Source organism: Sulfolobus acidocaldarius SUSAZ (assembly GCA_000508305.1).
GTDB classification, from domain to species: Archaea; Thermoproteota; Thermoprotei_A; order Sulfolobales; family Sulfolobaceae; genus Sulfolobus; species Sulfolobus acidocaldarius_A.
Window position 1 is genome coordinate 1460213 of sequence record CP006977.1, and the last position, 13985, is coordinate 1474197.

General features: G+C 37.8%; 15 protein-coding genes. 11 read left to right on the top strand and 4 right to left on the bottom strand.

The genetic code is table 11. The features are described from left to right. Positions 1 to 33 precede the first annotated feature (33 nt). From SUSAZ_08340 to SUSAZ_08360, 5 genes are all read left to right on the top strand, one after another. Positions 34 to 318, top strand: a complete 285-nt coding sequence (locus SUSAZ_08340; protein AHC51945.1) for a membrane protein — start codon at positions 34 to 36, stop codon at positions 316 to 318. A 446-nt stretch (positions 319 to 764) separates the two neighbouring features. After that, positions 765 to 1205 (top strand): hypothetical protein, encoded by a 441-nt coding sequence (locus SUSAZ_08345; protein AHC51946.1) that lies wholly within the window; start codon positions 765 to 767, stop codon positions 1203 to 1205. 154 nt (positions 1206 to 1359) lie between these two features. Beyond that, complete coding sequence (locus SUSAZ_08350) at positions 1360 to 2400, top strand: hypothetical protein (protein ID AHC52565.1); 1041 nt, start codon at positions 1360 to 1362, stop codon at positions 2398 to 2400. A 272-nt stretch (positions 2401 to 2672) separates the two neighbouring features. After that, positions 2673 to 3344: a uracil-DNA glycosylase gene (locus tag SUSAZ_08355; protein ID AHC51947.1), complete on the top strand. Its 672-nt coding sequence runs from the start codon at positions 2673 to 2675 to the stop codon at positions 3342 to 3344. A 286-nt stretch (positions 3345 to 3630) separates the two neighbouring features. Continuing rightward, the gene (locus tag SUSAZ_08360) at positions 3631 to 4932 is read left to right on the top strand and encodes a hypothetical protein (GenBank protein AHC51948.1); all 1302 of its coding nucleotides are present in this window, start codon (positions 3631 to 3633) and stop codon (positions 4930 to 4932) included. Positions 4933 to 5002: 70 nt separating this feature from the next. On the opposite strand, the gene SUSAZ_08365 is transcribed toward SUSAZ_08360, so the two are convergent. Beyond that, complete coding sequence (locus tag SUSAZ_08365) at positions 5003 to 5350, bottom strand: hypothetical protein (protein AHC51949.1); 348 nt, start codon at positions 5348 to 5350, stop codon at positions 5003 to 5005. Further along, a complete protein-coding gene (locus SUSAZ_08370; protein AHC51950.1) occupies positions 5347 to 6495 on the bottom strand; it encodes an acetyl-CoA acetyltransferase in 1149 nt (382 codons plus the stop codon). The genes SUSAZ_08365 and SUSAZ_08370 overlap by 4 nt, the downstream gene beginning before the upstream one ends. 290 nt (positions 6496 to 6785) lie before the next feature. Between SUSAZ_08370 and SUSAZ_08375 the strand changes: the two genes are divergently transcribed. The 5 genes from SUSAZ_08375 to SUSAZ_08395 all read left to right on the top strand — a co-directional run bounded on the left by SUSAZ_08375 (position 6786) and on the right by SUSAZ_08395 (position 11469). After that, positions 6786 to 7010 (top strand): AbrB family transcriptional regulator, encoded by a 225-nt coding sequence (locus SUSAZ_08375; protein AHC51951.1) that lies wholly within the window; start codon positions 6786 to 6788, stop codon positions 7008 to 7010. After that, positions 7007 to 7384: a twitching motility protein PilT gene (locus tag SUSAZ_08380; protein AHC51952.1), complete on the top strand. Its 378-nt coding sequence runs from the start codon at positions 7007 to 7009 to the stop codon at positions 7382 to 7384. The genes SUSAZ_08375 and SUSAZ_08380 overlap by 4 nt, the downstream gene beginning before the upstream one ends. Before the next feature lie 213 nt (positions 7385 to 7597). Next, complete coding sequence (locus SUSAZ_08385) at positions 7598 to 8521, top strand: 2-hydroxyhepta-2,4-diene-1,7-dioate isomerase (protein AHC51953.1); 924 nt, start codon at positions 7598 to 7600, stop codon at positions 8519 to 8521. A gap of 358 nt (positions 8522 to 8879) precedes the next feature. After that, entirely contained in the window at positions 8880 to 9323 is a 444-nt protein-coding gene (locus SUSAZ_08390; protein AHC51954.1) for a type 11 methyltransferase, read from the top strand. 160 nt (positions 9324 to 9483) lie between these two features. Continuing rightward, on the top strand, positions 9484 to 11469 hold the full coding sequence (locus SUSAZ_08395; GenBank protein ID AHC51955.1) for a phosphoesterase: 1986 nt from the start codon (positions 9484 to 9486) through the stop codon (positions 11467 to 11469). Between the two features lie 68 nt (positions 11470 to 11537). Here the strand turns inward: SUSAZ_08395 and SUSAZ_08400 are convergent, their stop codons facing one another. Both SUSAZ_08400 and SUSAZ_08405 read right to left on the bottom strand, forming a co-directional pair. After that, positions 11538 to 12233 (bottom strand): ring oxydation complex/ phenylacetic acid degradation, encoded by a 696-nt coding sequence (locus SUSAZ_08400; protein ID AHC51956.1) that lies wholly within the window; start codon positions 12231 to 12233, stop codon positions 11538 to 11540. A 9-nt stretch (positions 12234 to 12242) separates the two neighbouring features. After that, positions 12243 to 13013 (bottom strand): ring oxydation complex/ phenylacetic acid degradation, encoded by a 771-nt coding sequence (locus SUSAZ_08405; GenBank protein AHC51957.1) that lies wholly within the window; start codon positions 13011 to 13013, stop codon positions 12243 to 12245. A gap of 162 nt (positions 13014 to 13175) precedes the next feature. Here SUSAZ_08405 and SUSAZ_08410 point away from each other — a divergent pair, with 162 nt between their 5' ends. Beyond that, complete coding sequence (locus tag SUSAZ_08410; protein AHC51958.1) at positions 13176 to 13979, top strand: enoyl-CoA hydratase; 804 nt, start codon at positions 13176 to 13178, stop codon at positions 13977 to 13979. Positions 13980 to 13985: the final 6 nt, after the last annotated feature.

The window sequence follows — 13985 nt, forward strand, 5'->3', positions numbered from 1 at the left end:
GTATTTTTAAGGAAAATGAACTAAAATAATTTCATGAAGCAATTTCTGATGTATCCTTTAAGTACGCTGATGACATTAGACGTTTTGACCACTGTTATTGGTTTATCTAAAGGGCTGGTAGAGGGTAATCCTCTAATAAGTGGGCTTTACTCAACACTTCCGTTTTCATTATTTGTCGTTATCTTCTTGCTTATTAAAGTAGGAGTATTGGGTGCAGTTTATCTTCTCTATAAATACACTAAAATGGATACGGTTTTATTAGTCGGAACAGGAATTTCATTAATAATACTGGTAAATAACTTGTCCCTCCTCTTGTAAAATTTGAGAATTTTATTCTAAAGAAACGAGTATTTCTAAGCCTATTATGCAGAGACATGGAGAGAGTGTGATTGTACTTTTTTTGTCGTAATCTAAAAATCTCTCAGTTATTTCAGTTCAAGTGATAAGTCAGAAGTTATATGCAGTTTATCTAAGCTAATAACTCCTCACCATATATATGTTAACCCAAAAAGGACTGTAACTTATATACATATCTATCATGTGTTGAAGAAGGAACCGGTTTTTGTGTTAAGTATCTAGAACTAACTTCAGAATACCAAAAACAGCGAAGTGATATAATCTTTATCTCCTCTCACTTGATGCCTTATTTTTTAACATGTTAAGATATATGTATATTATATAAAAACTTTAGATACTTATACTGGTTTTAATGATTAAAGAGAAAAGTTATTAAATGATATTTGCATATATTATGTTGAGTGATAATGAAAAAAGAGAATATCGTTATTCCGGTTCTAATAGTCTTAGCGGTTTTGATAATTGGTACTTCTGGATTTCTCGTGGGTAGGAACCCGTTCATTTCAAGTAGTGCTGTTAGTAGTGTGTTAGGAGGAAGTTGGTCCATACAGAGTTTTCACGTGGGAAGTAATAGTACATCTGAGACGCTATATGACTCCTCAGGAGACGTGTTAATAGTTGTTAAGTATACTTTTCCATTAGCCTCACAGGCATCAGACTTCTTCTACAACAACGCTCTAGGCAGTCCACAGAGTGTCAACGGTTACTTAGTTTCATCCTACACCCACGGGTTATCTGAGTCCTTGTATGCCCTGAAAGGAAATAGTGTGTACTACATTAGTTATATAGGCACAAGTAACTCCAATTTACCTAGTCTGACTCAATTAATAAGCTTAATAAGCTCATGAGAAAACGATATAAAACTATTTTTGTTGAGCTATATTTAATTTTTCTTATTAATTCTGAGGCAATTTCGGATTATAGGTGAAAGGATTTCTAGAAGTAAAATGATAGACGACCTCCTCAGCAAAATTTTATCAGTATTATCATCAAAATAAGAATGTGCAGTCTTTTTGGAGTAAGTTGAAAATCGAATCCTCTAAATTACCTCCCTCATATTTTGCCTCAGTAATGGCAATTGGTATCTTTTCTATAGCATTTTTTCTATACAATTACTACGTTTTCTCTTACTTATTATCATATCTCAGTAATGTTATATACTTCGCATTATGGGTGATTACAGTAATTAGGTGGGTTTACCACCCCTCGAGTTATTTAAATGAGTTAAAAGATTTAGGCAGAAGTCCAGGTTTCTTATCAAAGGTGATTGCAACTAACACAATTGGCTCAGAGTATATGTTGATTTTCAAAGATTACAGTTTAGCATATGCATTCTTTATGTTCGGATTGATCCTATGGATCTTTTACCAATATGCGATCTTATCAGCAATTTCCTTTAACATTAATGATAGAAGTATAGAATATGTTGACGGAATTTGGGAATTAATTCCAGCCTCTACACAATCCGTGGTGGTTTTGGGCTCAATACTTTCACCCTTTCATAGTTACCTTTACCCTCTATCACTGATCTTATTCTTTATAGGTGTTGCCCAATACATAATTGTTACTTCCCTTATTTTAGGAAGAATTGTACTTAAGGGTCTAAAAACTAAAGACGCCTCAGGTTCATATTGGATAATCACAGGCGCAGCAGCAATAAGTGCTTTGGCTGGTGTAGATCTCCTCATCTACTTGAATAAGGTTAACCTTCAGACAGCATATATCGGAGATTTAAGGACAAACATTCTAACGTTTATAATACTATTATGGTCTACGGGAACTTGGTGGATTCCATGGCTCATATATATGGGAATATGGAAACATGTGATAAACAGAGTACCACTACTCGTATATGATCCACAGTTCTGGGGGGCTGTATTCCCTATGGGGATGTATACTACATCCTCATTCTTACTTATAAGATATGTTAATCTTAATATCCCAATGCTAATTCCAGATATATTTATCCTTGTGGGATCATTGGCATTAGTATATCAAACTTCGTTAATGTTATACAATGTGGTTAAAAAGTTAGTAGATTAGAGAACTAGTTTTAATGAACTGCTAGGTTCTCTAACTAAAGCAGTTAATGAATAAATGAATAAAAGTAAATAACGAGATCATAGTCGTAGCATTAATAGCTTCAGTGTAAGGCTTTAAAAACATTAAGTCACTATTGAGCTACATATAGAAACTAAAGGATTTAGAACACCACTTTTCACTTGGCTACCCTGTATCTACGTAAAGGTAAGCAATCACAAATGTTCTACTATGTAGTTAAAAACATTTATTTCAAGTAATTCCAGTATCATACTATGTCTAGTTATCAAAATTTTTTATCAAGTCTGTTGTCATGTAGTAAGTGCCCCAGGTTAGTACAGCATAGGAATTCCTTTCCGCAAAACTATTGGAGGAAACCAGTTCCTCCCAATGGCGACCTTCATTCCAGAATTGTGATTGTTGGCTTGGCGCCTGCGGGAAATGGGGGTAACCGTACAGGAAGGGTGTTTACAGGGGACGAAAGCTCAAATAACCTCACTAAAGCTCTCTACGACACTGGACTAGCAAATCAACCATATTCTGTATCGCGTGATGATGGACTAAAACTTAATGATGTGTACATTACTGCAGCGGTAAAGTGTGTTCCGCCTGAGAATAAGCCCACTACGGGAGAAATTAGAAATTGTGTGTCATATCTTGAGGAGGAGACAAAAATGTTGACAGAGGCTAAAGTTTACGTGGCTTTAGGCAAGGTAGCTTGGGATTCTCTCATAAATCTGTTTAAGAGTAAAGGATACGAATTGAAAGGTGACCGTAAATTCAATCACGGGAAAATAGTTAAACTAGTGAAAAATGGAAACATGGTTTATTTGATAGGTTCTTATCACCCTAGCCCTAGGAATGTTAGGACAAGAAGATTAACAATAGAAATGTTAGAAGAAATATTCAAGACTGCCAAGTCATTGTTAACACAAAGTGCTGAGTGAGACTACGTATATGGTTCATACATTCTTATTTACACGTGTATATTTCCTTTAGGAATTTTAGGTTTAACTGGAAGTACACAGAGAAGTAGACGTTATAAAGAAACGTTTAAGCTCATCTTATAACTACACATAACTTTTGGAACAGATAAAAATAGTTCATGAAGAAAGGCACGTTGTTAAAAAATTCCCAATCCATCTTGAAGTCTCTCCGCAATTTCCTTTAAAATTAATAAAAAGAGTTCAAATTTAAAATCATGCTTATTTATCTCTTCACAAATATTTATGTATGGAAAACGAAAAAGCATTAAAAAATCTCTTGGAGTTCTTAAAACATCCCTCAGTTTCTGCTACAGGGGAAGGGGTAAGGGACACTGCGTCATGGTTAAAGGATTTCATGAAAGACTTGGGAATTAATGCGTGGATTGAGGAGACACCAGGTCACCCTGTTGTATATGGAGAGGCTAATAATGGTGGAGATAAGACATTATTGGTCTACAATCACTATGATGTCCAACCTGTTGATCCTCTAAATGAGTGGAAATATGATCCATTTTCTGCTACGGTAAAGGATAACTACATTTACGCTAGAGGAGCTTCTGATAACAAAGGAACTCTAATGGCTAGGCTCATGGCTTTCTCCAGGTATAAGGGAAAGCTTAACTTCAAGTTTGTTTTTGAAGGGGAAGAGGAGATAGGCAGTATAAACTTACATCATTTTGTAGACAGAAACAAGGACAGGTTAAAGGCTGATGCTGTAATAATGGAAGGTGCAGGGCTTGATACCAAAGGCAGACCAATGATAATCCTTGGAGTCAAAGGCTTAGTTTACGTTGAAATTAGGGTTAGGACAGGGGAGAGGGATGTTCACTCATCCAATGCACCGATCGTTTATAACCCAGTATGGAAATTGGTAGAAATACTAAACTCCATATATGACGGTGAGAAGGTAAAGATCAAAGGATTTTATGACGAGATTGAGCCTATCAGTAAGGATGTGGAGGAGTTGTTGGACAAATACGACGTGGATGTTGAGGAATTACGAAAGTCATTGGGAGCTTATGCTCTAAAGCATAAGGAGAGAAAAGAGGTAGTTAAGGCATTGTTTACCGAGCCCACATGTAATATTGACGGTATATATTCAGGCTACATTGGTAAGGGGAGTAAAACTATAGTACCATCACATGTATACGTTAAGATGGACTTCCGCCTAGTGCCTAAGCAAGACCCAAAGAAGATCTTCAATGAATTAGTTGAACATGTGAAGAGGATCGATCAGAAGGTAGAAATTATAGACATGGGACTAGAAAAACCTGTGAGAACTAGTCCTAAGACTAAAGTGGCTAGAGCGATGATCAGTTCAGCAAAAGAGGTGTATAAAGTAGAACCTGTGGTGATACCAAACTCCGCAGGTACTCAGCCAATGGGGATATTCTACGACCTAGGTATTAACGAGATTGTGAGTGCAATAGGAGCAGGTACATCGTCCTCAAATGCCCACGCACCAAATGAAAACATAACAGTGGACAACTACTATAAGGCAATAGAGCACGCTCTAAAGTTCTATGAAGAATTTGAGAGAATAAAGTGACTTAAAAGAAAGCCACGGCTTCATGGATATTAGACGTTTTCTTCTCATCTTTTTCATTTGAGGATCTATCTCAGATAACCTTAAATACTGGGAACTTCTTTCCGCCATTACCAACTACAAACCTTACCTCCACATCAACTCCTATATCCGCTTCACCATTTTCATCAATAATATTAGTGTATAGTCTAAACCCTTCTTTTAACTCAACTATTCCATATATAGTATTGTTGAACTTGGTCATGGCGAATATTTTCCCTTTCCCTTCACTTGTTTTCACTTGTAAATCAGTGCTGTTACAATCAATGCAGAATGTCCTTGGGTAGTAAAAGACCTTACCGCATTTGGTACATTTAATGTAGGGTAATCTCTCGTTTTCAAAACTATCCAAATACGCTTTAATCAACTCCTCGTATCTCATTTCTTCTCACCTAACACTAATGTTACGGAGTGTCTTCTGCTCCACCATCCAATACCATTTAGGAAGGCGGTATTAACATCCTTTACTTGTCTTCCCTTAGCCATTCCATTCAATTGAAGAAGAGCCTCTTCTAGTATTACTCCTCCACTCATATATGCTGGCTGTCCAGTGTTAAGAGATCCTCCGCCAGTATTTAAGGGTATATTTCCCTTATATGTGAGGTCATTCGATTCCACAAACTTACCCACTTTACCCTTTTCAACTAAGCCTATATCCTCCATTTGAAGCATAACTGTTATGGTAAAGGAGTCATATAACTCAAAGACGTCAACCCTGTTCAAGTTAAATGACGCCATTTTCGAGCTCTCAACAGCAGGAGTGTAAATTATGTCTTCCCACTCTGGAGGGGGATTAGACCAATGAGCTTCCCCATATCCTAATATGTCCACATTTCTCAGACTTGATTTAGAGGTCTTTTTGCTCACAATGAATGCATGAAAACCGTCAACAGGATAAACTATTTCTAATAGGTGAAGTGGATAAGAGACAATTCTCGAGCTAAGGACATCTTTAACAGTTAAGGGAGTTTTAAACATAGCCTTTTCATTGCTCATGGCGTTATACCTCTGCGACACAGATACCAATGCTCTTTGCTCATCTGTGGTTCCAAACAACTTAGAGTGTCTATAAGCTACCATGGCGTAATCTGATATGGGAGACATCTGAGTATACACTTTTATGAATTCATCAAAGGCAGTGTCCACGAAGTCCGTCTTTTGTGGAGTCACTAGTCCATCTCTAAATTGCGATATTTTACCACCTTGAACACAAAGCACAGTACTAGCTTCACCTGACCTGATTGCTTTGTAAGCCCTGTAAACCATAGTTAGTGCTGATGGTCCTCCATACTGTATATTATCGAGATATCTTGCTCTGATCCCTAAGTATTCACTCAGTTGATCTGAACCACTTATGAAACTCTTATTTCCAAGGAACCCTCCTCTTCCAAAAGTAGATAGTACTCCGTCTATGTCCTTGTACTCCAGTCCTGCCATCTCCAACGCTTCATCTACGACTTCTTTAACGAGATCTATTCCGTCACCGTCATATCTCTTGTAGAGTTTACCTGAAAAACCTACAATCATAAGAATTTCTTATTAGTTGATTGGTAATAAGAATTGACACTGAAGCTTCTTTTACGAAATTTTTCAATCGCTTTCATTTCACTCTAGTACCACCAAACAGCATGTGTCATTATTAAGTGTGATCATATACCCACGAAGGCTTCGTAAAGGCTAAAATGCGTTTAACTATTCCTCAGAATCGAGTTAAGACTAATATGATCAAGACGTAACACTACAGTAAGTGCATTATTACTGAGTGATAAGTATTGTTGAATTGAAGCCTTAAATATTACGTATACGTATACTCATATATGCCAAGAGTCACTGAGAAATTCCAGGTGACTATACCTAAAGAGGTGAGGGAGAAGATAAACTTGAAGCCTGGAGAGGAAGTTGAGGTAATAGTAATTAATGACAACGAGATAGTTGTCAGGAGAAAGGTAGCCAAGGTAAAAGATCCCTTATCTATACTTATAGGGAAAGGAGAAAGCAAAGAGATAAGCCCAGAAAAAGTAGACGAATTGGGAGAAGGATGATATTCTTTATTGACAGTAATATCTTCGTGTATTCTAAGATAAATGATAAAAAGTACGGGGAGTGTTGTAAAAGGATAGTCAGGGATATATACGCTGGAAAGATAAATGGAGTTATTGATTCTGTTAATCTACTAGAAATTGCCAATGCTCTTAGAAAACTAGGAATAAGGGACGTTGAAGAGGAGATACTTGCAATACTATCCCTACCGATAAGAGTAGTTGACGTAAGGAAAGAGGATGTAGTTGAAGCAGTAAAACATGAGGGACTTTCTCCATATGATTCACTTCACCTACTAATAGCTAAAAGGTTTGAGGCAAAAATAATATCCGCAGACAAGGACTTTAAAGACAGGATAGATCCTTGCAATGTTTAATCACGGCTTAAAGAGGATGTATTTCGTCTCTTCCATGATTCCTATCTCTAAAAAGCCCCTTTAGCGAGAAAAAAGGTGAGAGAGACAAAGTCACTCACTAGCTCTTTTTCACCTGTAATGCCGAGTGAAGAATTTAATAAATTTCAATGGGTAAAAAGGCTTGTAGAATGGGATTAATAAGTTTTATAACAAACTATATGAGAATGTCATATTATGAAGTTGCTTCAATTCTCACCAAACTTAGGCGAGCAGAAAAGGATCGGAGTATATCATGAAGGAAAAGTTATAGACCTTGTGAAGGCTTATGAGATAGTCTACGATGCTATACCACCTAATTGGTTTTTCAACATGAGAGATCTAATTGAGGGAGGAGAGGGTTCGTTATACCTCGTAAGAAAGGTCTTAGACGATTTTAAGAAGCTGGACAGTGTCAGAAAGAGAAGTGCTGAGTTAGACCCTGAAAGCATCATATATTATCCTCCAATAACAGACCCTGAGAAGATATTTTTGTTAGCAGTGAATTACAAGGCTCACGGTAATGAGACTAACAATAACCCTCCAAAAGAACCATATATCTTCACAAAGTTCAACAACACTTTAGTTGGGCACAATCAACCTGTACTATTTCCTAAGGCATCAAATAAAGTAGACTATGAGATAGAGTTAGCTGTGATAATGGGTAAAAGAGCTAAGTACGTCAATTCCTCGAGGGCACTAGATTATGTGTTTGGATACACTATATTTAACGATATTAGTTTTAGAGATAAGCAATTTCCTCCTGAGACACCATATGGTATGAGATGGGTACATGGAAAGGGTTTAGACACTGCTGCACCAATGGGACCATGGATAGTGACCAGGGATGAAATAGGTAATATTAACAACCTAAGACTTACATTAAGGGTAAATGGCGAAATAAGGCAAGACGCTTACGCTGAGGACATGATATTTAAGGTAGACCAGATAATAGAGTACCTGTCTAACGGAATAACCCTGAAGCCAGGAGATGTGATATCAACTGGTACTCCATCTGGAGTAGCCTTAGCGACAGGGAAATATCTGAAGCCAGGAGATGTTATGGAAGCTGAAATAAGCAAAATTGGAGTACTTAGGAATAACCTTGTAGAAGAAAAATAGCAAAAAGCATATTTTTAACTCTCCTCATTTACAAAATGACGAAAGCCTCGCCCTTCAGGGCGGAGAGGAAGTCAGCCAGTGCTGAATCCACTAAACGTAACGACAATCAAATATTACGAGAATATTACGAGAGAAAAAACTAGCAACGTGAAGCAGTTGATCAAGTATAACGGAAATTAAATCCATGCTATTTTAGACAGTACATATTCAGTTTATTTCAAAAGCACTCACAAATCTTTATAATGGCACTTACAAATGTAATCGTATGAAGAACGTAGAAGACAGAAGGATAAGTCCTTTGATACTTTCCTTACCATTAAGGAGGTTAATTGAAAGTGAGGACGATTTCATAGGTTATGTGAAACCAGGTATGATAGTTCTGGATCATGGTTGTGGTCCAGGGTACTACACATTTTCCCTAGCTAGAAAGGTTGGTGATAAAGGGGTAGTTTATGCTTTAGACTCTGACGAAAGGCAAATAAGGATTCTATCCAGCAAACTGGAGAGAGAAGGGATAAGAAATGTGAAAACCCTTGTGTCAAGAGACCTTTCTCCAATACCAACAAACTCCATTGATTTTGTCCTTTCCAAGGATGTATTATGCTGTACAGTTTTGCATAAAGAGTTGGCTGACGAAATAAAGAGAGTATTAAAGCCGGGCGGTTTAGCGTTTGTTTCAATTCGAAAGGGATTGGGTTCTGACCCCAGGAACATAAGCGCCAAAGAGTTATTCTCGTTATTTCCTGATAGCGTAAAAAGGTATCAAGGTCTGTTGTCCGCATGGGTGTTATATAAGAAATAATTTCTTGTATCTGCAGAGTCTGACAAATTTTGAGGAAAGCACATAGTTGGTTACTTGATGATACATTTCATTCACTGAACTGTTGAAGCTCCTCAGTCTTGTGGAAATAAAATTATCGAAGCAAGTATATTAATAAACGAAGTTAATATAATTATTATTAATGAAATATACTATTCTTGTGTTTGTCTTCCTACTTATAGCTTTACTTCTTATTTCAAATATAGCTTATGCTGAAAACGAAACCAGAACTCCAATTAAACATGTGATAATAATATTCATGGAGAATCACAGCTTTGACAACTTCTTTGGAGTTTATCCAACTGGAGGAGTAAATGAAAGTTTGAGCAATGAGTTAATGAAACCCAATAATTTACTGGGATTACCTGTTCTAAGCCAGCTTAAGCCTGTCCCTAACGGCACTTATGTTACAGTGGATCCTAATGAAGGCTATATTCCGTATCACCAGGACTGGAACGGTGGAAAGATGGATGGCTTTCTTCAAGGTTCAGGTCCACAAGGTCTCACTTACTACACAGTGTCACAGTTAGCTCCACTGTGGGATTTAGCAGAGGAATACGGATTGGCAGACAATTACTTCTCTCCTGTAATGTCAGAGAGTGCGCCCAATCATCTTTACCTCTATGCAGCTTATTCACCAGTTATAGACGACTACGGTCCTCCTCCTTATATACCGTTTAATGAGACAATATTTGCTGAACTAAGCCAGTATGGAGTAAGCTGGGGATATTACATCTTTAACGCCTCTGATTGGGGTCAATCTGACTTAAAGTACTTCAGTGGAGTAAAGGACTACCTTAACCACGTGCGCAGTTGGTCTACCTTCATAGACCAATTGAATAACGGTACTCTCCCATCAGTATCATGGATTTTACCAAGTCCGACGACAGATATGGGTCCTCCTGCAAATGTGTTACAAGGTGAAATGTGGTTACTCTACATCGTTAATGCAATAATGAGGAGTCCTGAGTGGATCAGTACTGCTATATTTATAACCTTTGATGAGGCAGGAGGTTATTATGACCATGTACCTCCTCCTGTATTTCAAGGACAACAGTTGGGTGAGAGAGTTCCTTTAATAGTTATATCACCTTACAGCAAGGAAGATTATATCTCAAATACACTCTTGACACATGCTAGCTTAATAGCCTTTATAGATTATAATTGGGGTCTACCAGCTCTTAATAAGTTTGTATTAAATAGTTATCTCCCTCTAGATTTCTTCAATTTCACTCAACCTCCAAGACCTCCAGTAAATATGTCAGGTTTTCCCATTCCCTCCTCACCTTATTTCACATTCAATAATAGCGTTGTACAGGAGTACAGTAATTTAGGTAAACTATTTCCTCTCCCACCACAAATACCATTTAACAAACTTGGTTGTCCACGTTCAGGGTCTACTAACCTTACTTTAGCCTCTATATCTTCGAAAGTTTACGTAACCAATAATGTGAGTTACACTCCTCTACCCTTGACACCTCAATTCTTATTATTAATTGGAGGTATACAGTTGTTAGCGGCGATTGTCTCACAGAAATATTCACTGAGAGAGTCCAGTAAGTTGTTTAGAGTGGTGGAGCAATTAGCCATATGTATTCTTGGTTTTCTGTTAATCTCAAGCATGGGGGGATCCATTCTAGATTTCATTGGTGTCATTAACTACGGAGGTTATGTAGGTGAGTCAATACCAATTCTAGAGGGATTAATCATTGGTGTGCTTGTCCTTAGTGTTGTAGGTTACCTTCTGAGTAAATTTATCGGGAGTTTTTGGTTACCCATCTTACTTACTGTGGTACTACCTATAATAGACTACATAATTTTCTATTTGGAAGCTAACCAAATCTACGTATTTGGTGACACACTGTTAGGATTTGGCGCATTTCTTTCAGCCTCTCCTTCAATACTTATTTCGTTCTTGGTTTCAAGGGAATTCAGCAAGAGAAGGTGGGTGTTAATCCTTGTTTTAGTAATCCTTTCATCTTTAATAACAGTTGTGATAGCGAATGAATACATAGCCCTAGGACAGCCAGGAATTTCCACTCTCTTGTTGCCAATAACCTTAATTACTATCCCCTTCACTGCTGTCTTTAGTCTGATCAAGGTAATTAAAGTGAAGGTAGCTAAGTAATTTGGCTAGAATTAAGTGAAGCTGACATAAGGAAGAAGTTGTTTTTCCTCACTCTAATTTTTTCAATTTTAATTGTGTGTATATTTTTTCAGAGCAACAGAATCTAAGCCGATTTTCACTAGTTTTTCATTTAATTTACTTGCTAATCTGCTTTCGCTCTCCTCTGTAAGCCAGTTCTTTACTCCATAAGAGAATAGCTTATCCAGTTTAAGTTTCCTCATCTGTTCATAGATGTCATTTAGTCTAGGTAACCAGAAGTTTAATGCTCCCTGTATCTTATTTCTGTTCTCTCTCGAAAGTCTGATTATCTCGTTCTCGCTAAACATGATGTGGTACTCATCATCCTTTACTATACTTTTAGCCAACTTACTTAATGGTTCGTATTCACAATCCATAAGTGAATTCATCATAATTACGTTGTAATTGTCGATTACGAAAATAAATGCCACGGCGTCCTCCCATGTAAATAAGGGCAAATTAAAGGGCTCTAACCTATGTAATCCCAGTCTCAGTTCTTGTAGCTCTTTAACCTTATCCTTCTCACCAAAGTCCTCAATCATACGGGACATCTGCCATGCGTGGTTCAGCTCATCTGCGACAAACCTAGCAGTAAATAGTCTGGAGTCCACAGTGGGGGAGTTCACTAGCCATGGAGATGATTGCTCGACAACAGCTAGTTTAGAATCAGCAATGACAAAGATTAGATCTAAGAGTTCTTTCTTCAGCCCTTCATCTTTTATCTCACTGGGAGTTTTAATTGTCATTATTTGTCCCTAAAGAACTCTCCTGTTCTTGTAGGAATCAGGTAATTCTAAACCAAGTGGCGATATTAGTTCCTCTACGTCCTTCATGTACATCTTTCTCATCTCGTCATTACTCCACTTCTTTAAGCCGTATTTGTAAGCTAACTCAATAGTTCTAGACCTGGAGTGCCCAAACATGTCTAAGCCTCTGGGGTACCATTTATTAATTAACTTTTGGGCTATGTCCCTCTTTCCGCTCTCTACAAGCCTCTTTATTCCAGTGTAGCCAAAGTTTATGTGAAACTCCTCTTCCATTAACATTGTTGGTATTATCCTTGAGAGGGGACCAAAACTTGAATCTTCAAAAGCCATTAATTGGTAAAGACCGACCCTGTCAATTAAGAACGTGAAGGCTATTGTGTCCTCCCATAAGTTGAAAGGCATGTTAAAAGCGTCTAACCTGTGCTTACCCATCCTAGTGGCTAGGAGTTCCTCTGCAATTCTTTTTCCTGGTTCGCCAAATTCCTTGAGCACTTGTATGACCTGCCATCCGTGTCTCATTTCATCTGCCATAATTCTGGCTATAGTAACCCTTTCAGTGAGACTAGGGGCGTGAAATAGCCAATATAGATGTTGTTCAATTGAGGCAAATTCTGTATCCCCTTGGACACTCAGCAATTTTAATAGAACCTCCACAGCCTCCTGTGGGAGTTCGTAAACTGACTCAAACTTCCTAATACCTGTGAAGTCGCCCCAGTTGATAACCCTCTTTGGTTTCTTATACTCCCATTTTGTTACCATGTTATAATTTTCACATTTAGCGTATATAACGCTTTCTATACGTGTTACGTTTTTAGCGAAAATCTCGTAATTTTTGAGACTTATGAACAATTTCTATACGTTTATTTTACGCGCATTAAACATAACATAAAGTATATAAATAAGGAATTACAGTCATCTATCATGGGTCTGTCAGAGTTATCACCAAAGTTCTTCAGGATAGAAGTGGAAGACGGAGTAGGTATAGTGAAGCTAAATAGACCTCCAGCAAATGCCCATAACCTGGAAATGCTCAGAGAACTTGATAACATAATCGTGGAGTCCAGGTTCGATGACGATGTAAAGGTGATAGTAATAATGAGTAATACTCCTAGATTTTTCTCTGCTGGGTTTGACATAAACGAGATAAAAGACAAATCCCCTGAGTACATTGGTCTCTCCAGTCAGTACAGCAAGGAAGTTATGCTTAGAATGATGTCCACAAGGAAGCTTATCATAGCTTCCATTAATGGGCATTGTATGGGTGGTGGATTGGAACTAGCAATGGCTTGTGATATAAGGTTCATTGCAGATGACGATAACATTAAATTAGGTATGCCAGAGGTCTCTAACCTTGCTCTTATCCCAGGGGAAGGAGGAACACAATTTTTAGCTAGGATAATAGGTAGGTCTAAGGCGATATATCTTATGACTACAGGCAAGACTCTTACTCCAAAGGAAGCCTATGAGTTGGGACTTGTTGAGAGACTCGTGGAACCAGAGAAGTTGTACACAGAAACCATGGATTTTGCAAGGAAGGTCGCTAGTGGTCCTGCTAAGGCAGTGGGATTTGCAAAGTTAGCTGTTAATGAAGGTTTAGATATACCTCTGTACACTGCTTTTGCACTAGAAAGAGAAATGCAGAATCAGGCGTTAGCCTCAGAAGATGCCAAGGAGGGTGCAAGGGCATTCTTTGAGAAGAGGAAGCCAGTGTTCAGGGGCAAATAGTTAAAG

What these genes read in the sequence shown, in the direction of transcription:
- SUSAZ_08340 (AHC51945.1), top strand. Translation starts at nt 34, where the DNA reads ATGAAGCAATTTCTGATGTATCCTTTAAGTACGCTGATGACATTAGAC.
- SUSAZ_08365 (AHC51949.1), bottom strand. Translation starts at nt 5,350, where the DNA reads ATGAGATACGAGGAGTTGATTAAAGCGTATTTGGATAGTTTTGAAAAC.
- SUSAZ_08395 (AHC51955.1), top strand. Translation starts at nt 9,484, where the DNA reads ATGAAATATACTATTCTTGTGTTTGTCTTCCTACTTATAGCTTTACTT.
- SUSAZ_08405 (AHC51957.1), bottom strand. Translation starts at nt 13,013, where the DNA reads ATGGTAACAAAATGGGAGTATAAGAAACCAAAGAGGGTTATCAACTGG.
- SUSAZ_08380 (AHC51952.1), top strand. Translation starts at nt 7,007, where the DNA reads ATGATATTCTTTATTGACAGTAATATCTTCGTGTATTCTAAGATAAAT.
- SUSAZ_08375 (AHC51951.1), top strand. Translation starts at nt 6,786, where the DNA reads ATGCCAAGAGTCACTGAGAAATTCCAGGTGACTATACCTAAAGAGGTG.
- SUSAZ_08400 (AHC51956.1), bottom strand. Translation starts at nt 12,233, where the DNA reads ATGACAATTAAAACTCCCAGTGAGATAAAAGATGAAGGGCTGAAGAAA.
- SUSAZ_08345 (AHC51946.1), top strand. Translation starts at nt 765, where the DNA reads ATGAAAAAAGAGAATATCGTTATTCCGGTTCTAATAGTCTTAGCGGTT.
- SUSAZ_08370 (AHC51950.1), bottom strand. Translation starts at nt 6,495, where the DNA reads ATGATTGTAGGTTTTTCAGGTAAACTCTACAAGAGATATGACGGTGAC.
- SUSAZ_08385 (AHC51953.1), top strand. Translation starts at nt 7,598, where the DNA reads ATGAAGTTGCTTCAATTCTCACCAAACTTAGGCGAGCAGAAAAGGATC.
- SUSAZ_08410 (AHC51958.1), top strand. Translation starts at nt 13,176, where the DNA reads ATGGGTCTGTCAGAGTTATCACCAAAGTTCTTCAGGATAGAAGTGGAA.
- SUSAZ_08360 (AHC51948.1), top strand. Translation starts at nt 3,631, where the DNA reads ATGGAAAACGAAAAAGCATTAAAAAATCTCTTGGAGTTCTTAAAACAT.
- SUSAZ_08355 (AHC51947.1), top strand. Translation starts at nt 2,673, where the DNA reads ATGTCTAGTTATCAAAATTTTTTATCAAGTCTGTTGTCATGTAGTAAG.